The organism is Marinomonas profundimaris (genome assembly GCF_000508165.1).
GTDB classification, from domain to species: domain Bacteria; phylum Pseudomonadota; class Gammaproteobacteria; order Pseudomonadales; family Marinomonadaceae; genus Marinomonas; species Marinomonas profundimaris.
Genome location: NZ_AYOZ01000012.1, coordinates 100,680 through 119,180, shown reverse-complemented (window position 1 = coordinate 119,180; position 18,501 = coordinate 100,680). Strand labels below are relative to the sequence as shown.

The window sequence follows — 18,501 nt, the reverse complement described above, 5'->3', positions numbered from 1 at the left end:
GTCATTCATGGCTTGATTATGAATAGCTAAAAATAAAAAAACATCTGGATAAAAAATGACAACCGCTTATATCACACACATTTACTGCGATCGCCATAACATGGGAGACGATCACCCAGAGTCTCCTTTGCGTCTAGGTGCGATTCAAAATCGCCTGATCACTGGGCAGTTAATGGATTACTTACGTCGCATCGACGCCGAACCCGCCACGCGAGAACAGTTAGTAAGAACGCACGATGAAGCCTATGTGAATTCCATTTATGCTCGCGCACCGGAAGAGGGTCACGTCGAGTTGGAGCCAGAAACCATTATGATGCCGCACACGCTTGATGCCGCCTTATATGCGGCGGGTTCGGTGGTGCAAGCAGTGGATTTAGTGATGGCGGGTGAAATGGACAACGCATTTTGCGCGATTCGTCCACCGGGACATCATGCAGAATACGATAAAGCCATGGGTTTTTGTCTGTTCAACAACATTGCGGTGGGCGCACGTCACGCGGTGCTTCACCACGGTTTAGAGCGCGTCGCGATTGTTGATTTCGATGTGCATCATGGGAACGGAACGGAAGACATATTCAAGACGGATCCGGCTGTGTTATACGCGTCTAGCTATCAGCATCCGTTTTATCCGTACAGCGATCCGGGGGCATCGCACGATAATATTTTACACATGCCGCTAGAAGCGGGTTCTGGTAGTGAGGCGTTTAAAGCCATTATTACAGAGCAATTATTGCCGGCACTTGATGCGTTCAAGCCTCAATTAATTCTGATCTCTGCGGGCTTCGATGCGCACAAAGAAGACCCAATGGGGCAATTAAGATTAAGTGAATCCGATTTTACTTGGATCACCGATCTTCTTATGGACGTGGCGGATCGCCATTGTGACGGGAAAGTCGTCTCGGTGTTGGAAGGCGGCTATAACGTCGATGCACTCGGTCGCGCTGCGTTTTGCCATATCAAGAGTTTGATGAAGCTTTAGAAAGAGCGACACAAGGAGCGTCGCTCTTAATCATGGTTGAATTACGCTGTTGTCGCCGCGACGGCCTTCTCTGTTTCCCAATTCAATAGCACAGGTTGCGTTGCATCGTGGGCAAAGAAGTAACCGGCTTTTGGGGTAACGTACAAGGTTTGGCCTTTCTCGAAGCAGTTCTTGTCGAACGCTTTGTGAGGCAGGTCGATTTCCCAGACGTCGTTACTTTGCCAATCAATCGGTGTGAGTTCTAGACGAACTTCGGCACCAATTGGGTTAATGGCGATGACGCGCAATGGCAAGTTTGCCTGTGCGGTTGGTTCTTTCGAAACGAAGAATTCGTGAGATCGAATGTAAAGCTGTCCGTCTTTTTCCCCAGCCCCTTTTTCTTCTAAACCGGCTGGCAAAACAATGTTTGCTTGCTGATTATGCCATTTTCCGTTTTCAACGTTGCCTTCAAAAACATTGGCATTGCCAAGGAAGTCGAATACAAATCGGCTGTTTGGCGACGCGTAAAGCGCACCTGGTTGGTCGATTTGTTCTATGTTCCCATTGCTCATGACGACAACACGATCCGACAGTTCCAAGGCTTCTTCTTGGTCGTGAGTCACAAACACGCTGGTGAAGCCTAATTCGTCATGTAATCCACGTAACCAGCGACGAAGTTCTTTGCGTACTTTTGCGTCCAGAGCACCAAACGGTTCGTCGAGCAACAAGACTTCCGGTTGTGTTGCCAAAGCGCGGGCCAAAGCGATACGTTGTTTTTGACCACCAGAAAGTTGTGATGGAAAACGGTTAGCAAGGTGAGACAGCTGAACCATGTCGAGTAAATGCATCACACGTTTTTTGATTTCTGTTGCACTTGGTCGCTCTTTACGAGGTAAGACTTCTAGCCCAAATGCCACGTTATCCGCTACTGTCATATGACGAAACAGCGCGTAGTTTTGGAACACAAAACCGACACGACGATCACGCACATGCAAGTTGGTCACGTCTCGGTCGCCAAATTGAATACGGCCCGTGTCTGCCCCTTCTAATCCCGCAATAATGCGCAACAGTGTGGTTTTTCCTGAACCTGATGGTCCAAGCAAGCCGATCATTTCGCCTTCATTGATATCCAAAGACAAAGGTGACAAGGCTTGAAAATGCCCAAAGGTTTTGGAAATGTTTTCAATCAAAATGCTCATTGTGTCACCTGTCTTTCTTTTTCTGCTTCAATGTTTAAACTGCGTTCCTGACGCCATTCGATAAAGGCTTTCAGTAGCAATGTGAGTAGGGCGATCATCGCCAATAACGAGGCGCTGGCGAAGGCGGCAGCGGCTTGGTAATCCTCGTATTGCAACTGAACGTGCAACGGCAAAGTATTGGTCTCGCCTCGAATATTACCGGACACCACAGACACTGCGCCGAACTCTCCGACGGCCCGCGCGTTAGTGAGGATGACGCCATAAATTAGCGCCCATTTGATATTCGGCAAGGTGACGCGGCGGAATAATTGCCAGCCAGAAGCGCCAAGAATGACCGCGGCTTCTTCGTCTTCGCGACCTTGTTGTTGCATTAGAGGAATCAATTCCCGCGCCACAAATGGACAAGTGACAAACACGGTGACCATGACGATTCCCGGCCAAGCAAACATCAATTGAATGTCTTGGTCATACAGCCAAGAGCCGATCCAACCGTTGTTGCCGTACAGCAAGAGGTACAGCAAACCGGCCACGACGGGGGAAACGGCAAAAGGGATGTCCATCAAGGTCATCAAAATCTTACGACCGGGGAATTCAAAGCGGGTCACTGACCACGCCAACATAACGCCGAACACCAGATTGATCGGCACTGTGAGCGCCGCGACTACAAGGGTTAAACCAATGGCGTGCAACGTATCAGCTTCCAACAGGCTATTGAAATAATGCGCGGCACCTTCCACAAAGGCTTGCTGGAAAATAGCGATAAGCGGCACAACCAGCAGTATCACGGTCAAAAATAAGGTAAAGCCAATTAACAGGCCTTTTACCCAAGGGCTGTCACCGACTCTGAGCTGGTGGCGTTGTCCGGGAGCTTGGTGAGAAGACATAATATATTCCTAGCTGCGTCCGTGAAGGCGGCGTAAGTAACGCGCTTGCCAGATATTGATCGCGAATAAAAGAATCAACGACGCCATCAACACAACGGACGCAATGGCGCTCGCCGCAGGGAAGTCGAATTCTTGTAAGCTAACAAAAATCATCAAAGAAGTGATCTCACTGACGTATGGCATGTTGCCCGCGATAAAGATGACCGCGCCAAATTCCCCCAAGCTGCGGGTGAATGACAGCGCAATGCCTGTCATTAAGGCTGGCCATAAAGCAGGAAAAATCACACGACGAAACACCGACCAATCGGACGCGCCTAGCGTCATGCCCGCTTCCTCTTCTTCAGGCGACAGTTCTTCCAAAACAGGCTGAACGGTTCGGACCACAAATGGAATACTGGTAAACGCCATGGCGAGCACAATGCCCCACGGTGTGTAAGCGACCTTAATGCCGATACTTTCGAGTATTTGTCCGTACCAACCATTTTGAGCATACAAGGTGGCCAAGGTGATACCGGCAACCGCAGTCGGTAAAGCAAAAGGCAAATCCACTAATGCATCTAAAATACGGCGTCCGGGGAAGTCATAACGCACCAAAACCCACGCGAGCAACAGACCAAAGAAACCGTTAAAAATAGACGCCAAGAGCGCCGCCCATAGGGTGACTTTATAACTGGCGACAACACGTTCGTCGCTGATGACTTGCCAGTATCGATCCCAGCCCATATCAACGGACTGCATCACCAGTCCTGTCATGGGTAAAAGGAGAATCAAGCTGATAAAAAGCAGGGAGGTTCCCAAGCTTAAGCTCAGTCCGGGCAGTACTCGTTTATGGCGAGGCCGGGTATCGGCTGCGCTTAAATGTGTTGCCATGTATTTGCCTATTATGGTCTCAAGAAAAGTGTGTCAAAGCGCGTGTGCCATTATCGTCGACATCCAGCAATAAACGGATTGCTCAGAGACAGAAAAGCCGGACACGCAAGCGTATCCGGCCAGTTGTTCTCTATTCTGATCTTAGCGGCGCTGAAGTTGGTCTAGTTTACCACCATTTTTAAAGATTTCTTTAGTCGCTTTTGGCCAGCCACCCGCAATCTCTTCTACGGTTAATAGCGTGACTTCAGGGAATTTATCCGCAAATTCGGCTTTAACAACATCGTTATGGATGCGGTAGTTAAAACCCGCAAGAAGACGCTGTGAATCTTCGCTGTACAAGTAATTCAAATATTCATGAGACACGGCTTCTGTACCGTGTTTCTTCGCGTTCTTAGCGACAACGGCAACTGGGAACTCGGCCAAGATAGACGTTTTTGGTACAACCACTTCGTATTTGTCGGCACCGTATTGATTACGGATGTTGTTTACTTCCGATTCAAAGGTAATCAACACATCACCAATGCCACGTTCAACGAACGTTGTTGTTGCACCACGGCCACCTGTATCAAATACAGAGACGTTTTTCAGGAAAGTGCCTAGAAAGTCATCGATCTTAGTTTGATTGTCTTTACCAAAGGTTTTTTGCGCATAACCTTGTGCCGCTAAATAAGTATAGCGACCGTTGCCCGAGGTTTTAGGGTTCGGGAAAACTAAGGCCACACCATCACGGGCTAAATCGCCCCAGTTTTGGATGTTTTTCGGGTTGCCTTTACGAACAAGAAACGCCGTTGTTGAATAATAAGGCGAACTTGCATTCGGAAATTCGTTTTTCCAATCCGCTGAAATCATTTTCGCTTTGTCATGCAAAACTTGAACATCGGTGACTTGGTTAAAAGTCACCACGTCTGCTTGCAAACCATTCATGATGGCATTGGCTTGTTTTGAAGAGCCAGCATGAGACTGTTTGATTTCGATGGTTTTACCGGTGGTTTCTAACCAGTGTTTTTCGAATGTTGGGTTGTAAGTGGCGAACAATTCACGAGCGATGTCGTAAGAGGTGTTCAGGATAGTTTGATCAGCAGCCGACGCTTGAACGGCTCCGCTCAACAATAAAGAGCCAACAACGGCTTTTAAAAAACGTGGTGTAGATTTCATAATATCCTCGGGTATTTTTAACAATCATTCTTAAAGGGTGCACAGATTAATTAAATGATTTAGTTATTACAATGACCGATATTAAACTTTTTTGGAATATAGATAAGGCTGTTTTTCAAAACAGATAGGTTTCAATCACTTGGCTAAAAGACGTTTATTTTTTCTGTGTTTCTGCCACGATGAGTTGCAGCCAATCCATGAACACAACCAAGCGTTTTGGTGGCTGTCGGCGTGATGGGTAAAGCAAAGAAACGGGCATGGGTTCGGCTTCGTATTGAGGCAAAATTGCAATAAGAGAGCCTTCTTTGATCAAACTTTCCACGCCAATGGCGGGGATTTGAGCAATGCCAAGTCCAAATAAACAGGCGTTCAAATACGCGTCGGTGCCATTCACGGCCAAGCTGCTCGGCATGGGTTCTTGTTTTACCTTTTCCCCTTCCATGTATTCAAATTGCGCATCGAGATTGCCCAGTGTGTGGGAATATTCGATCAGTTTATGATTCGCTAAGTCGCCAAGGGTGCGAGGAACGCCATGTTGCTCTGCATAGTGTGGCGATACGCAGTTGAGGCTTCGGTATTGCGTTAACGGTCGGGCGATTAAGCTACTGTCGTCCAGTTCACCCACTCGAATTACGCAATCGATACCTTCTTTTATCGGATCCACACGATAATCTGCGCTGCTGATTTTCAAGCGGATATTCGGGTAGTGCTCGATAAAATCGGCAAGATGAGGCATCACCACGGTGCTTGCAAAGCGGCTGGGCATGTCGATTCTGAGTACGCCACGAACATCATTTGGGTTGCGTTGAAACTGGCTTCCGACCGCGTCTAATTCTGCCAGTAGCGCTTGGCATTGTGGCAAGTAGGTTTCGCCGTCTTGCGTTAAGGTGATGCTGCGTGTGCTGCGATGAAAAAGCCGAGTACCGAGAGACTTTTCGAGCCCTTGTACCGCGCTGGAAATACTCGATTTTGGCAAACCCAGTGCGTCGGCGGCCTTGGTAAAACTGCCAGACTGAGCGACCAAAACAAAACGTTGCATGGCGTCGAATTTATCCATAATCCCCTCCTCTTTTTTTGTTCGTTTAATCCGAACAATGATATCACTTTATGTGTGTTTATTGATCATAATCTAACGCCTATTCTACACACACTGCAGAAGGCCAACGTGGCTTAGCAGCGACATCCTTCCGATAAAATAGTGTGGAGAAAATGATGAACAAGTTAGCAATCATTACCGGCGGCAGCCGTGGTTTAGGCAGAAGCAGCGCGTTGGCATTGGCGGATAAAGGCGTAGACGTATTATTCACTTATCACAGCAACAGTGGGGCGGCGCAAGAAGTGGTCGAAGCCATTCGACAAAAAGGTCAAAAAGCCTATGCAATGCCATTAGACACACGCGATGTGTCGGCATTTACAGCGTTTACCCAGCAGGTTAAAAGTATATTACAACGGGAATTCGGTCGAGAGGACTTCGATTACTTACTAAACAACGCCGGCACAGGATTGCACGCCAGCATAGAAGAAACCACGTACGCTGAGCTGGAAGACATGTTGGCGATTCACGTCAAAGGCCCATTCTTTTTAACGCAAGCCTTGTTGCCATTCATGAAAGACGGCGGTCATATTTTGAATGTGTCGTCGGGTTTGGCGCGTTTTAGCTTGCCGGGTTCCGCCGCCTACGCCATGGCAAAAGGCGCAGTCGAAGTGATGACGCGCTATATGGCGAAAGAGCTCGCCGCGCGACAAATTCGAGTGAATACCATTGCACCCGGTGCAATCGCAACGGATTTCCGTGATGGCAATATTCGCGACAATCAACAAATGAACCAAATGGTGTCATCGATTACGGCGTTGGGTCGTGTGGGTGAAGCGGAGGATATTGGCGGTGTGGTTGGGTTGTTCTTCAGTCAAGAAGCGGGCTGGATGACAGGACAACGAATCGAAGCGTCCGGCGGCATGTTCTTGTAACTACACGCTGCCTTCTTTTTCTATCACCAAAATGCGCGCCTCGCCAATGGGGTGCGCAACGTGTTCTGTACCAATTGCCGCGAAGAAAATATCGCCCACCGACATTCGTTGAACGTGCTCTGCATTGTCTTTTCGATAATGCATATTCACCTCGCCATCCAGCACCACAAACACTTCCTCACCATCATTGATATGCCATTTATATGGCTGATCCGTCCAATGCAAACGTGTTGTCACGCCATTCATATTGGCAATGTCCAACGCGCCCCAAGCGCGATCCGCCGTGAAGTTTTTGGCTTTGATGAAAATCATTGTTTTATTCCTGAATGATAGAGACACCACGAAGTTAGAATGTCATAGCAATGAAGACAAGGCGGTAGTATCGCTTAGGTTAAAATGGTGGCGATAAAAGTTAAAATACGGGCTGGATACGGCAAAATGTTGGAATGGTTAGAGGAGAGGCTTTTGGTAAAATCCAAACTTTAATTTTTATCACTTTATATGGTTGCTTACTCTTCTTAAATTCTATACTGTACTAGTACGTGAATACATAACGGTTTATCAGATAGAAGTGCCTATGAAAGACTTGGTCCAGTTTTTAACCGAAGCCGATGACAAAGCGGTGTTGGAGAAGCGTTTAAAAGCGCTGCTCACGCCGAATGAAATCAATGAGATGCAGCACAGGTTGCAAATATTTTCCCTGTTGGAACAAGGCGTGCCGCAGCGCGAAATTGCGAAGCAGTTGGGCGTAGGTATTGCCACGGTGACCCGTGGTTCCCGAGCATTTAAGGAATTAAAAGAAGCATGAGTCAATCCAATAAAAAGCCGGAGCGTATATCGCTACCGCGCAAACCTAAGTACGTTACCATCAGTTCTGACTGTGATTTTTTTGACTTGTTTAAGAAGGTCGAAAAGCGATTTGAGCACTGTTTTATGCTGGAATCCCTTGGCGAAGAGAGCTTTATTTCCCGCCATTCGATTATTGGTTTTGACCCTGAAAAACTCATCTGGGCGGAAGGCAAGCAGTTGTTTATCCAAGAGCGTGATGGCAGCACGGAATCTTACGAATCCGATAACCCTTATTACTTGCTGCGCAGCATTGTGCCACAGAATATTTTGTCTCGTGGTTTTGCGGGCGGTTTAACGGGTTATATCGGTTACGACAGTATGAACTATTTCGAGCCAAGTTTAGACCTTCAAGCCAGCGAGATGTTTGATGCGTTCCGTTTTGGTTTGTACAAAGATGGCCTAATTCTGGACAAAATGACGGGCGAAGTGACGTACTTCTACTATGAGGAGTCGGATGCTGGCGGCAATCGTTTAGACCTTGTGCAAGCCATGATGGCGGAACCAACGCCGGAAAATGGCGCCTTCGTTGTCACGCCAGCGGGTGAATCCATGAGTAAAATGGATCACGCGGATGCAGTGGCTAAAGTGAAGCAAGACATCGTCGAAGGTAAGATCTTCCAGTGCGAAGTCGGCTTCAAAAAATGGTTTGATATGGAAGGCGACACCATTAACTTGTACGAGCAATTACGCGAAGTGAATCCGTCACCGCAAATGTATTATATCAAGTTTGGCGAGCAAAAAGTCATCGGCGCGAGCCCAGAATTGTTGTTCCGCGTTCGCCAAGGGGAAATGGAAACCTTCCCGTTAGCGGGCACGGCGAAGCGTGGTGTAGACGAAAAAGAAGACACGGCGTTAGCGCGTGCGTTGTTGAATGATCCGAAAGAAATCGCTGAACATAATATGATTGTCGATTTGCATCGCAACGACATTGGTCGTGTGGCGCGTTTTGGTACGGTGAAAGTTCGCTCTTTGATGGACATTAAACGTTTCAGTCACGTTCAGCACATTTCCAGTGAAATTGTCGGCATCATGGCCGAAGATCACGATATGTTCTCGGCGTTGGCGAGTAACTTCCCTGCAGGAACCTTGACGGGCGCGCCAAAAATCGAAGCGATGAAAATCATCGATGATTTGGAAAACGACGGTCGTGGTCCTTATGGCGGCGCGGTGGGTCAGTTCTCGTTTAATGGCGATTGCATGTTTGCGATTCCGATTCGCACCGTGTTCGCCAATGGCAACAAAGCCTACGTACAAACCTGCGGCGGTAACGTATACGACTCAAACGCAGAAGACGAATACGAAGAAATCCAACGCAAATTTGCTGGCACCAAACGTGTGTTAGACAGCTTCGCGCCAGTATCCAAAGCGTAAGGGAATCAGACATGAAAGAAAGACAGATGAAAGTGTATATTATCGACAACTACGACTCCTTCACTTACAACTTGTATCAGTTTATTGGTGAAGTGTTGGAAACCGAGCAAAGCCGAGGTGAAATTGACGCTTTTGAGGTGATCGTAAAACGTAACGACGAAGTGACATTAGACGACATTCGTGCCGCCGCGCCAGATCGTATTATTATTTCCCCTGGGCCTGGTTCGCCTGACGACAAAGCGTATTTTGGTATTTGTGCTGATGTGATTCTGGCGTTCGGTAAAACCGTTCCTTTGATGGGCGTTTGCTTGGGAATGCAGGGAATTTGTCATGTGTTCGGCGGTAACGTCGTCAAGGCGCCCTTGCCGATGCACGGGAAAACTAGCCCGATTACGCACAACGGCGAAGGCATCTTCCACGACATTCCAGACCAGCTAGAAGTCATGCGTTATCACTCATTAATCGCCGAAGCGGAAAGTTTCCCCGATGTGCTAGAAGTCACGGCCTCGGTGGGGGATTTAAAAGAAGTCGACTTCAACGATATCGCGACGATTCACCAAGGCGGTAAGTTCGAACTCATGGGCATTCGTCATAAAGAATACCCGATTCAAGGGATTCAATTTCACCCAGAATCCTTCGCCACAGAAGGCGGCAAAGACCTGATTAAGAATTTTTTGTTTCAGGTTTGATTCATTAGGAATTCACTACCTTTAAAATATTAAAAAGCAGTGTCCAGTGATGGGTGCTGCTTTTTTTTATTGATAAAATAGGCTTAAGGCTATATAGTTTAAAAGCTATTATTTTATATAAAAGGGAATTTATGTGGAGTAAGAAACAACGGATGTTTTTGATGAATGGTTTGAAACTCTGGAAGACATTGATAAAGAAAACGTGTTGGCAACATTGCTTTTGCTACAGCAAAAAGGACCTCAATTATCTAGGCCTTATGCTGATGCTGTGAATGGCTCGAAGTTCAGCAATATGAAAGAGCTAAGAGTGCAAAGTAAGGGCAACCCTATCCGCTCGCTCTATGCATTCAATCCAAGCAGAACCGGTATTTTATTGTGTGCTGGGGAGAAAACAGGGAAAGATAAGCGATTTTATGAACAGATGATTCCAGTTGCAGATAGAGAATTTGAAAAGCATCTACTGAATCTAAAAAGTCGAGGTGAGTAATGGCTAGAACGCTTGATAAGTTAATTTCAGATCAGAAGCCTAAAATAGTAAAAAATGCCCGTAAAAAAGCGGCAGACATGGTGCTTGGCATTCATCTCGCCCAGTTACGTGAACGCATGCATATCACTCAAGAGGATATGGCAAACACGCTTGGCGTGAAACAACCAACGATTGCAGGCATGGAACGCAAAGGCCGTGATGTAAAGCTATCGACTTTGAAGCGTTATGTTGAAGGTGCTGGTGGCAAACTAACCGTGGATGTTGAATTGCCCGATGGCAGCCATTACGAGTTTAATTTATAAGGCAGTGTAACTATAAAAGCTTACTTTTAGCACAAATTTCCGCTTTAAAATCTGCCATCTGAGTATTGGCTTCTTCGTTTGATACAAATACAGCAAGGCCGTTTTCCATATTCTCGAAAGCGGTGTTTATTTGCTGTGTTAACCAAGTATCGTGAGATATTGGGTCATCTCTCTTATCCGCTTCAAATGTCATTTTAGATGTCATTGCTTACTCCTTAATCCATTGCCAAGTGCGCCCAAGCCATTCGTAAAAAGCGCGTTCGCTTTTGTAGCTGGCATTGGCGTTGAGTTGCCAATCGCTTTTTTCGGATCCTAAGTACATGGCGGGCGCGGGTATGGTGTTTATTCCCGCTTGCTTGAAGAAGATAGTAGCCCGTTTTAAATGTGATGCTTCGGTGACTAAAGCGACGCGTTTTCCTTTCAAGTAAGGTGCCATGCTATAGGCTTCGTCTTGGGTGTCTTTGGCGAGTGGGAAGGTGCGGATCTTATTCGGGCTCACGCCCAATTCTATTGCGGCGTTGCGCATGACGACGGCGTGGGATTCTGACATACCACCTGAATAACCAGAAACGAACAAGGTTGCGTTGGGGTTGGCGGATAAAATGCGTAATCCTTCCTCAAGACGAAACAGGGCGCTGCTTCCTAGCTTCATCACAGCAGGCGTGTTGTTTAAGTCTTTGTGTCCGCTGCCGAGCACTATAACGACGTCGACTGGTTTTTTGATATCAAAGATGTACATGTCTTTTTCAACGGTCGAAATAAGTCGATCTGCCATCGGATTCCAACTGGTTAATCCCAATAAAAGTATCCCGCAGAATAAGAAAAACTTGGCGGTTTTAGGGCGCTTTCTCATGAGTAATAATGACAAGCACATTATCAACAGTGTTAGCGGAATCGGCATTAACATCATGCCAACGGTTTTTTTGATGTAAAAAAGAATAATGCCCACTGTGCTATCTCTTTAATGATGTCGTTTTAGAGTGCAGAGATCATAAAGGAGTATGGTTTTGCCTTAAAGCTTAAAAGGGTTCTATTAAGCTTTGTTTTTCAGGTTGTTTTGTCGGTATTATTTTGACCATTAAGTTTTTAACGTTAAGGATGCGTCATGTTTTCCATTCGCCCTGCCGATTTCCCACAAGACAATGACAATGTGTTAGCTATTTTTCGTGAGTATATTGCGTCAGCTCCGGTGAGCTTGGACTACCAACAAAACGAACAAGAATTTATTGCTCTGGATGGTAAATACTCGCTTCCCAATGGTGTGGTGTTACTTATCTGGAAATATAGTGAAGTGGTTGGCTGTGGCGCCTTTCGTCGAGTTGATGCTGCTGTTTGTGAAATGAAGCGAGTTTATATTCGTCCAACTGAACGTGGTCATCGTTTGGGCGAGAAATTAGTCACTAAGCTTATGTCTTGTGCCAAGGGAAATGGCTATCAACGTATGTGTTTGGATGTGTTAGCGGATTTTGAAACCGCAAGACGCTTGTATATTCGCTTGGGGTTTGAGCCTTGTGATCCGGTAAGTTTCAACCCGATTCCAGGAACGCACTTTTTAGGACGTAATTTATGATGGAAAAGCCAATTAACCAGTCAAAGTGTTTATCGGTTACGCCAGCTCCACAAGACACGGTCTGGTGGTTGCCTCGCCATGAAGCAAAGCTCGCTGAAAAAAATACGATGGATCGTGTGGATCTGGTGTTTCTTGGGGATTCCATCACGCAAGCGTGGGAGAAAGAAGGCGCGGATGTGTGGGAGGCATTTTATCAACCAAGGCACGCACTGAATCTTGGCTTTAATGGAGATCGCACTGAGCATGTTTTATGGCGATTGGCTCATGGTGAAATCGACAATATTCAGCCTAAGTTATTGGTTTTATTAGTTGGAACCAATAACGCGGGTCATCGTATGGATAAAGCGGAAGACACTGCGTTGGGCATTAAGACAATATTAGATGTATTGGGCGAGAAGCTTCCGCGCACCAAAATATTGCTCTTGGCGGTCTTTCCTCGTAGCGCAAAGCCAACACAGAAACTGCGGGTGTTGAATGAGCAAGTGAATCAGATTATTCGCACTTATGCGGATGAAAAACGTGTGTTTTTTCTTGATATTAATCACCAGTTTTTGGATGAAAATGGTCGGCTGACCAGTGATGTGATGAATGATTTTCTTCATCCTAACGCTAACCAATATCGTGTCTTCGCCGAGGCCATTGAATCCCATTTACAGCGTCTATTGGCATCGCCTTTCTCTTAATTTAATTTCGCATTACTACGTAGTAATACGGAGCCCTGTAAGTGGTTTCCGCGTTTTTACTCGGTATTCGTACGAATTGTTTGCACTTTCTATACGCGCGATTATCCATCCTGCTTAACTATGTTTTATAAAAATAAATACAGAACAGGATGATAAAAACAATGAAATCCTTAAAAATCACGACTCTGGTTGCCGCCGCTGCGGTTGCTGTTAGTACTTTTTCCCTGCCTGCTTTTTCAGCGGAGAGAGTGTATAAATTGAAGATGGCAGAAACATGGTCGTCTAACTTCCCTATTTTCGGTGATGCCCCACGAAACATGGCGCGTATCGCTGACGAAATGTCCAACGGACGTTTGAAAATCACCATCGATTCTGCCAACAAACACAAAGCGCCTTTGGGTGTGTTTGATATGGTGCGTTCTGGTCAATACGACATGGGTCATTCCGCGTCTTATTACTGGAAAGGCAAAGTGCCTAACACTTTATATTTCACCACGATGCCATTCGGTATGATCACGCCAGAACAGTACGGCTGGTTCTACTACGGCGGCGGTATGGATTTGATGCAAAAAGTGTATCAACCGTTCGGTCTGTTGTCGTTCCCAGGTGGTAATACTGGTAACCAAATGGGTGGTTGGTTCCAAAAAGAAATCAATTCCCTTGATGACCTACAAGGTCTGAAAATGCGTATTCCAGGTTTTGCTGGTGAAGTCCTAGCGAAACTGGGTGCAAAACCAACCAATATCGCGTCTGGTGAACTTTACACCGCGCTTGAGCGTCGTACGATTGATGCGTTGGAATGGGTTGGACCGTCTCTTGATTTGCGTATGGGTTTCCACAAAATTGCGCCTTACTACTACACAGGTTGGCATGAGCCAGCAACGGAACTTCAGTTCCTTGTGAACGAGCGTACGTGGAAAAAATTACCAGACGATCTTCGTGAGATCCTTCGCACTTCTATGAAGCTTGCGTCTTACGACATGTACATTCAGTCTTACCATGAGAGCGCAGAAAACTGGGCGACCATGAAAACGGAATACCCGAATGTTCAAGTAAAAACCTTCCCGAAAGACGTGCTGATGGCGATGAAAAAAGCCAACCAAGAGCTTCTTGATGAAAAAGCAGCGGAAGATCCTTTAGCGAAAGAAATTTTGGATTCTCAAGCGAAATACCTGAAGAAGGTACGCGTTTGGACCAATATTTCTGATCGTGCCTACCTTGATAGCGTAGATAGCTTAGCAGAATAAAACCTCTAAACAGGGCGGGTGCTGAGCATCCGCTTTGTTTTGTCTAGGAGTTCGTCATGTTTTTAATTCACCTAGAACGAGGCATTGCGCGTTTTTCAAACGTGCTTGGTGTCGTCTCCACGGTCTTGTTTATCGCTCTGCTGTTCAATGTGTTTTACGACGTTTTGATGCGTTATGCCTTTAACGATGTGTCCATTGGTATGCAAGAGTTGGAATGGCATCTTTATGCGGCCATTTTCTTGTTGGGTATTCCTTATGGTATTCAGCATGGCGGGCATGTTCGTGTGGATCTAATTTATGAGAATTTGTCCATTCGAGGCAAAGCATGGATCGATTTATTTGGCTGCGTTTTTTTCCTAATGCCTTTTACCTTACTAGTCGGCTATTACGGCGTAGGGTTCTCATACGAAGCATTTTCTCTTGGTGAAACCAGCGGTGACCCAGGTGGTTTACCTTATCGTTGGATTATTAAAGCGGTTATCCCTTTTGCCTTTTTCTCTATGGCCATTAGTGGCTTAGGCATGATTATTCGCTGTATTAATGTGCTGCGTGGCGTGAGCGAAGACGGTTTCTCACATCCGCCTATTCAGCATTAATTCTTGTCACCATTTTAAACTTATAGGTTGTTTATGATTGGTATAATCATGTTTTTTGTTGCCTTAGTAATGCTATTACTGGGCTTCCCTGTTGCCTTCACTTTTGGCGGTATTGCCTTGATTTTCGGCGTGTTTGCCGAAGGTTTCGATATGTTTGCCTTCATGCCTTTCCGTATCCAAAGTTACATGGAAAATACGGTCATGATGGCGGTGCCTTTGTTTGTCTTTATGGGCATCGTGTTACAGAAAACCAGATTAGCCGAGCAGCTACTAGAAGCCATGGGGAAACTCTTTGGCGGCGTGCGAGGCGGTTTGGCCATTTCGACTATTTTAGTAGGCGCGCTATTGGCCGCGTCGACCGGTGTGGTTGGTGCCAGTGTGGTAGCAATGGGTCTTATCTCGCTGCCAGTGATGCTGAAATACAACTACAACAAGTCCTTAGCCTGCGGCACCATTTGTGCTTCTGGCACCCTGGGGCAAATCATTCCTCCGTCCATTATTTTGATTATTCTAGGCGACGTTTTAGGTATTCCAGTGGGCGATCTGTTCCAAGCCGCGCTTATGCCGGGCATGGTGTTGATTGGTTGTTACATTGTTTATATTTTGATCCTGACTTTTTTGAATCCTGAGATGGCGCCGGCCATGCCTCAAGACTTAGACAAGGAGACACGCGCGGAACAAATTCGCAGCGCGCTGAAAGCGATCATTCCTCCTTTGGCGCTTGTTTTAATCGTCTTGGGTTCTATCTTTACGGGTATTGCGACACCGACGGAATCGTCTGCATTAGGCGGTGTTGGCGCAATTATTTTGGCGCTGATTTACCGTCAATTCAGTTGGAAAATGCTTTACGACAGTGGTTTGGAAACAGTGAAAGTCACCGCGATGGTGTTTGCTATTTTGATGGGCGCTACGGCGTTTTCGATGGCATTCAGTTACACCGGTGGCGATTACATTGTTGAAGAAGCATTGCTGAGCTTACCGGGCGAAAAATGGGGCTTTATTATCTTGGCGATGATTGCCATTTTGATCTTGGGATTCTTCATCGATTTTGTTGAAATTGCTTTCATCATCGTGCCAATTTTAGCGCCAGTCGCGGAAGCCTTGGGCATTAATATGGTGTGGTTTGCGATCTTGATCGCGATGAACTTACAAACCTCGTTTCTCACGCCGCCCTTTGGATTTAGTCTATTCTATCTCAAAGGGGTTGCGCCTAGTTCGATCAGAACCACAGACATTTACAAAGGTGTGATGCCGTTTATTTTGATCCAGATCCTAGTTTTAGCCAGTATTATGGTCTTTCCGACTTGGTATGGCATGGGCTGATCAAAATAGTGTTATACAGGGAAAACGAAAAGCGGGTGGTTACCCGCTTTTTTTGCTGTTTTTTCTGAGTGGGAAAAAGCCCGCTGGTCGTGTGATGTCGGCAACATGAAAATAATAAAGAAGGTCTCTTCCGTGCGTTTAAAAAGTAAAATTATCTTACTTGCCATTGCACCCTTAATTGTTGCGACGGCGATTATTACTTATTTGGGGCTTCAGTCTGCCCGTGATCTTGCTTCGCAGGAATTGTCTATTTACGAATACAACTTGGTGAATGCCAAGAAACAAGCGCTGAAAAATCACGTCAATATTGCCATGTCGGCGATTCGTCCGGTGCTAGAGAACGAATCACTAAGCGAAGCGGAAGCGCAATTTCAAGTTAAAAAAATTCTCGCGAATTTAAGTTATGAAGACGACGGCTACTTTTTTGCGTATGAAATGTCAGGCGTTAATTTGGTGCATCCGACTCAGCCGGATTTTGTTGGTAAAAACCTGTGGGAATTTCAGGATCGTTCAGGCAATCACTTGATCCAAGGCTTAATCAAAGCGGCGCAAGCGGGTGGTGGTTATCATCGATACATTTGGGAAAAACCGCCATTAATGAAGCAAGAAGACAAGCTTGGTTACGTCATTTCCATTAATCGATGGAATTGGATGATGGGAACGGGCTTGTACTTAGATGATATTTACGCCGAATTAGCTAACACCCAAGCGACGATGAACGACAACATTCAACGCAGCTTTTTTAGTGTGATCGTGGTGGTGGTGATTACCGTGATCTTGGTGATTCTGCTGGGGTTGGCGATCAATCTTCATGAACATAAGTTGGCGGACTCGCGGCTCAAAGAATTGGCGCAGCGTTTCATGCGCTTGCAGGTGAATGAGCGTCGTGGCTTTTCGCGTGAATTGCACGACGGCATTAATCAATTGTTAGTGAGTTGTAAATTCCGTATTGAATTGGCGGGAAATAAGCTAAAACGTGAGCACGATGAAACCATTGTTCAATGCGAGTTAGACAAGGCCAGTGATTTGATTGGCCAAACCATCAAAGAGGTACGACAAATTTCCCATAATTTGCGACCCACGCTGCTGGACGATTTAGGTTTGGATACAGCAATTAAAGCGCTGATCGACCAATTTCTGGAACGCACAGGGATCGATGTGGTCTACCACTTTCAAGTTCAGAGTGTTATTCCTGATGAAATTGAAATTACGCTTTATCGCCTGACGCAAGAATCGTTAACGAACATTGAGAAACACGCACAGGCAAAGCACATCGAACTGCAAGTGTGGCAATCTGACCGACATATTGTGTTCGACTGCTTGGATGACGGCGTCGGTCTTTCGCATAAATCGGCCATGTCGTCCGGTATTGGTTTGATCAATATGCGGGAACGGCTTGAGTTAATTGGCGGTGATTTCATGCTGGAATCGCAACGTGGAAAAGGCACAAAAGTGCATGCACTTTTGCCCCTTGAGCAGCCGTATAAATAATCGAGAAAGAGCGAAAATAATGATAAAAAAAATTCGAGTTCTCTTAGTGGATGATCACATGTTGGTCTTGGATGGGCTTCAAGCCCGTTTGGAAATGGAAGACAACATCGACATTATTGCCACCGCGTCGAATGGCCAAGAAGCCTTGGAAAAAGCGGGTGAAACACAACCTGACCTTGTCCTTATGGACGTTTCTATGCCGGTATTAAATGGATTAGAAGCCACAAAACGATTTAAAGCCGAGCAACCGAATGTCAAAATCCTCATGCTCAGCATGCATCATGATAAAGAATACATTTTGTCGTTGATCCAATCGGGCGCAAATGGTTATGTGCTGAAAGACGTGTCTTCGGAAGAACTTGTTCAAGCGATTAACACTGTTCATCAAGGCGGCACGTATTTTAGTTCTGGCGCGTCGGACTCGTTGTTTTCTCAGGCGCCGTCACCCAAACAATGCGAAGAACTGACCAAGCGCGAAGTCGCCGTATTAAAAGAAGTGGCGGCAGGCTTGTCGAATAAAGAGATTGCTCAGTCGTTGAGTATTAGTGTTCGAACGGTTGAAACCCATCGTCAAAATGTCAAAAACAAACTGAACATTCATACCTCGGCTGGTTTGATAAAGTACGCACTGGAACATAGACTAATCGATTAAATGCCGCACCTTATCCAGTTGGAAGACGTTATTATCGACAGCGTAACCAGCATCAAAACGCTGGCGTTAACCATCGTACCAGGCTGTTTATGTGAAGGGGATTTGTAGGGAAAGACAGTTAATTCAGCTTAATTCCGCCACTTTTAAGCCTTTCCTGACATAACCGCGTAGAGTAGAGCCCACGACAAACCTTGTCGTGGGCTTTTT

At 46.1% G+C, this 18,501-nt stretch carries 22 protein-coding genes; 14 read left to right on the top strand and 8 right to left on the bottom strand.

What is annotated here, in order from left to right:
* Positions 1-55 precede the first annotated feature (55 nt).
* Positions 56-979 carry a histone deacetylase family protein gene (locus D104_RS26805; protein ID WP_024023733.1) on the top strand — a complete coding sequence of 308 codons (924 nt, stop codon included), beginning with the start codon at positions 56-58 and terminating at the stop codon, positions 977-979.
* A 41-nt stretch (positions 980-1,020) separates the two neighbouring features.
* Here the strand turns inward: D104_RS26805 and D104_RS26800 are convergent, their stop codons facing one another.
* From D104_RS26800 to D104_RS26780, 5 genes are all read right to left on the bottom strand, one after another.
* Complete coding sequence (locus D104_RS26800; RefSeq protein WP_024023732.1) at positions 1,021-2,157, bottom strand: sulfate/molybdate ABC transporter ATP-binding protein; 1,137 nt, start codon at positions 2,155-2,157, stop codon at positions 1,021-1,023.
* The gene (gene cysW, locus D104_RS26795) at positions 2,154-3,041 is read right to left on the bottom strand and encodes a sulfate ABC transporter permease subunit CysW (RefSeq protein WP_024023731.1); all 888 of its coding nucleotides are present in this window, start codon (positions 3,039-3,041) and stop codon (positions 2,154-2,156) included. The genes D104_RS26800 and cysW overlap by 4 nt, the downstream gene beginning before the upstream one ends.
* 9 nt (positions 3,042-3,050) lie before the next feature.
* Positions 3,051-3,911 (bottom strand): sulfate/thiosulfate ABC transporter permease CysT, encoded by an 861-nt coding sequence (cysT, locus tag D104_RS26790; protein WP_024023730.1) that lies wholly within the window; start codon positions 3,909-3,911, stop codon positions 3,051-3,053.
* 141 nt (positions 3,912-4,052) lie between these two features.
* Positions 4,053-5,066 (bottom strand): thiosulfate ABC transporter substrate-binding protein CysP, encoded by a 1,014-nt coding sequence (gene cysP / locus D104_RS26785; RefSeq protein WP_024023729.1) that lies wholly within the window; start codon positions 5,064-5,066, stop codon positions 4,053-4,055.
* A 154-nt stretch (positions 5,067-5,220) separates the two neighbouring features.
* On the bottom strand, positions 5,221-6,123 hold the full coding sequence (locus D104_RS26780; RefSeq protein ID WP_024023728.1) for a LysR family transcriptional regulator: 903 nt from the start codon (positions 6,121-6,123) through the stop codon (positions 5,221-5,223).
* Positions 6,124-6,278: 155 nt separating this feature from the next.
* Between D104_RS26780 and D104_RS26775 the strand changes: the two genes are divergently transcribed.
* A complete protein-coding gene (locus D104_RS26775; protein ID WP_024023727.1) occupies positions 6,279-7,034 on the top strand; it encodes an SDR family NAD(P)-dependent oxidoreductase in 756 nt (251 codons plus the stop codon).
* Here the strand turns inward: D104_RS26775 and D104_RS26770 are convergent, their stop codons facing one another.
* The gene (locus D104_RS26770; RefSeq protein WP_024023726.1) at positions 7,035-7,346 is read right to left on the bottom strand and encodes a cupin domain-containing protein; all 312 of its coding nucleotides are present in this window, start codon (positions 7,344-7,346) and stop codon (positions 7,035-7,037) included.
* A gap of 265 nt (positions 7,347-7,611) precedes the next feature.
* Here D104_RS26770 and D104_RS26765 point away from each other — a divergent pair, with 265 nt between their 5' ends.
* The 5 genes from D104_RS26765 to D104_RS26745 all read left to right on the top strand — a co-directional run bounded on the left by D104_RS26765 (position 7,612) and on the right by D104_RS26745 (position 10,732).
* A complete protein-coding gene (locus D104_RS26765; RefSeq protein WP_024023725.1) occupies positions 7,612-7,842 on the top strand; it encodes a Trp family transcriptional regulator in 231 nt (76 codons plus the stop codon).
* Entirely contained in the window at positions 7,839-9,254 is a 1,416-nt protein-coding gene (locus D104_RS26760; RefSeq protein ID WP_024023724.1) for an anthranilate synthase component I family protein, read from the top strand. Before D104_RS26765 ends, D104_RS26760 begins: the two co-directional genes overlap by 4 nt.
* Positions 9,255-9,280: 26 nt before the next feature.
* Complete coding sequence (locus D104_RS26755) at positions 9,281-9,943, top strand: anthranilate synthase component II (RefSeq protein WP_031214723.1); 663 nt, start codon at positions 9,281-9,283, stop codon at positions 9,941-9,943.
* Between the two features lie 202 nt (positions 9,944-10,145).
* A complete protein-coding gene (locus D104_RS26750) occupies positions 10,146-10,430 on the top strand; it encodes a type II toxin-antitoxin system RelE/ParE family toxin (protein WP_024023722.1) in 285 nt (94 codons plus the stop codon).
* Positions 10,430-10,732: a helix-turn-helix domain-containing protein gene (locus tag D104_RS26745; RefSeq protein ID WP_024023721.1), complete on the top strand. Its 303-nt coding sequence runs from the start codon at positions 10,430-10,432 to the stop codon at positions 10,730-10,732. Before D104_RS26750 ends, D104_RS26745 begins: the two co-directional genes overlap by 1 nt.
* 10 nt (positions 10,733-10,742) lie before the next feature.
* Here the strand turns inward: D104_RS26745 and D104_RS26740 are convergent, their stop codons facing one another.
* Together D104_RS26740 and D104_RS26735 are read right to left on the bottom strand one after the other, a co-directional pair.
* Positions 10,743-10,937 (bottom strand): hypothetical protein, encoded by a 195-nt coding sequence (locus D104_RS26740; RefSeq protein WP_024023720.1) that lies wholly within the window; start codon positions 10,935-10,937, stop codon positions 10,743-10,745.
* 3 nt (positions 10,938-10,940) lie between these two features.
* Positions 10,941-11,681: an ElyC/SanA/YdcF family protein gene (locus D104_RS26735; RefSeq protein ID WP_024023719.1), complete on the bottom strand. Its 741-nt coding sequence runs from the start codon at positions 11,679-11,681 to the stop codon at positions 10,941-10,943.
* Positions 11,682-11,837: 156 nt separating this feature from the next.
* Here D104_RS26735 and D104_RS26730 point away from each other — a divergent pair, with 156 nt between their 5' ends.
* The 7 genes from D104_RS26730 (at position 11,838) to D104_RS26700 (ending at position 18,294) form a co-directional block, all read left to right on the top strand.
* On the top strand, positions 11,838-12,302 hold the full coding sequence (locus D104_RS26730) for a GNAT family N-acetyltransferase (RefSeq protein WP_024023718.1): 465 nt from the start codon (positions 11,838-11,840) through the stop codon (positions 12,300-12,302).
* Positions 12,299-12,985 carry a platelet-activating factor acetylhydrolase IB subunit gene (locus D104_RS26725; RefSeq protein ID WP_024023717.1) on the top strand — a complete coding sequence of 229 codons (687 nt, stop codon included), beginning with the start codon at positions 12,299-12,301 and terminating at the stop codon, positions 12,983-12,985. The genes D104_RS26730 and D104_RS26725 overlap by 4 nt, the downstream gene beginning before the upstream one ends.
* A 161-nt stretch (positions 12,986-13,146) precedes the next feature.
* Complete coding sequence (locus D104_RS26720; protein WP_024023716.1) at positions 13,147-14,232, top strand: TRAP transporter substrate-binding protein; 1,086 nt, start codon at positions 13,147-13,149, stop codon at positions 14,230-14,232.
* A gap of 56 nt (positions 14,233-14,288) precedes the next feature.
* Positions 14,289-14,828, top strand: coding sequence for a TRAP transporter small permease subunit (locus D104_RS26715; RefSeq protein WP_024023715.1), 540 nt, complete (start codon positions 14,289-14,291; stop codon positions 14,826-14,828).
* Positions 14,829-14,861: 33 nt separating this feature from the next.
* The gene (locus D104_RS26710) at positions 14,862-16,151 is read left to right on the top strand and encodes a TRAP transporter large permease (protein ID WP_024023714.1); all 1,290 of its coding nucleotides are present in this window, start codon (positions 14,862-14,864) and stop codon (positions 16,149-16,151) included.
* Positions 16,152-16,283: 132 nt separating this feature from the next.
* Positions 16,284-17,642, top strand: a complete 1,359-nt coding sequence (locus tag D104_RS26705; RefSeq protein ID WP_024023713.1) for a cache domain-containing protein — start codon at positions 16,284-16,286, stop codon at positions 17,640-17,642.
* A 19-nt stretch (positions 17,643-17,661) separates the two neighbouring features.
* Positions 17,662-18,294, top strand: a complete 633-nt coding sequence (locus D104_RS26700) for a response regulator transcription factor (protein ID WP_024023712.1) — start codon at positions 17,662-17,664, stop codon at positions 18,292-18,294.
* Positions 18,295-18,501 lie beyond the last annotated feature (207 nt).

Excerpts from the sequence above, each read along its gene's own strand:
- D104_RS26805 (WP_024023733.1), top strand. The coding sequence starts at position 56 with ATGACAACCGCTTATATCACACACATTTACTGCGATCGCCATAACATG.
- D104_RS26800 (WP_024023732.1), bottom strand. The coding sequence starts at position 2,157 with ATGAGCATTTTGATTGAAAACATTTCCAAAACCTTTGGGCATTTTCAA.
- cysW (WP_024023731.1), bottom strand. The coding sequence starts at position 3,041 with ATGTCTTCTCACCAAGCTCCCGGACAACGCCACCAGCTCAGAGTCGGT.
- cysT (WP_024023730.1), bottom strand. The coding sequence starts at position 3,911 with ATGGCAACACATTTAAGCGCAGCCGATACCCGGCCTCGCCATAAACGA.
- cysP (WP_024023729.1), bottom strand. The coding sequence starts at position 5,066 with ATGAAATCTACACCACGTTTTTTAAAAGCCGTTGTTGGCTCTTTATTG.
- D104_RS26780 (WP_024023728.1), bottom strand. The coding sequence starts at position 6,123 with ATGGATAAATTCGACGCCATGCAACGTTTTGTTTTGGTCGCTCAGTCT.
- D104_RS26775 (WP_024023727.1), top strand. The coding sequence starts at position 6,279 with ATGAACAAGTTAGCAATCATTACCGGCGGCAGCCGTGGTTTAGGCAGA.
- D104_RS26770 (WP_024023726.1), bottom strand. The coding sequence starts at position 7,346 with ATGATTTTCATCAAAGCCAAAAACTTCACGGCGGATCGCGCTTGGGGC.
- D104_RS26765 (WP_024023725.1), top strand. The coding sequence starts at position 7,612 with ATGAAAGACTTGGTCCAGTTTTTAACCGAAGCCGATGACAAAGCGGTG.
- D104_RS26760 (WP_024023724.1), top strand. The coding sequence starts at position 7,839 with ATGAGTCAATCCAATAAAAAGCCGGAGCGTATATCGCTACCGCGCAAA.
- D104_RS26755 (WP_031214723.1), top strand. The coding sequence starts at position 9,281 with ATGAAAGTGTATATTATCGACAACTACGACTCCTTCACTTACAACTTG.
- D104_RS26745 (WP_024023721.1), top strand. The coding sequence starts at position 10,430 with ATGGCTAGAACGCTTGATAAGTTAATTTCAGATCAGAAGCCTAAAATA.
- D104_RS26740 (WP_024023720.1), bottom strand. The coding sequence starts at position 10,937 with ATGACATCTAAAATGACATTTGAAGCGGATAAGAGAGATGACCCAATA.
- D104_RS26730 (WP_024023718.1), top strand. The coding sequence starts at position 11,838 with ATGTTTTCCATTCGCCCTGCCGATTTCCCACAAGACAATGACAATGTG.
- D104_RS26725 (WP_024023717.1), top strand. The coding sequence starts at position 12,299 with ATGATGGAAAAGCCAATTAACCAGTCAAAGTGTTTATCGGTTACGCCA.
- D104_RS26720 (WP_024023716.1), top strand. The coding sequence starts at position 13,147 with ATGAAATCCTTAAAAATCACGACTCTGGTTGCCGCCGCTGCGGTTGCT.
- D104_RS26715 (WP_024023715.1), top strand. The coding sequence starts at position 14,289 with ATGTTTTTAATTCACCTAGAACGAGGCATTGCGCGTTTTTCAAACGTG.
- D104_RS26710 (WP_024023714.1), top strand. The coding sequence starts at position 14,862 with ATGATTGGTATAATCATGTTTTTTGTTGCCTTAGTAATGCTATTACTG.
- D104_RS26700 (WP_024023712.1), top strand. The coding sequence starts at position 17,662 with ATGATAAAAAAAATTCGAGTTCTCTTAGTGGATGATCACATGTTGGTC.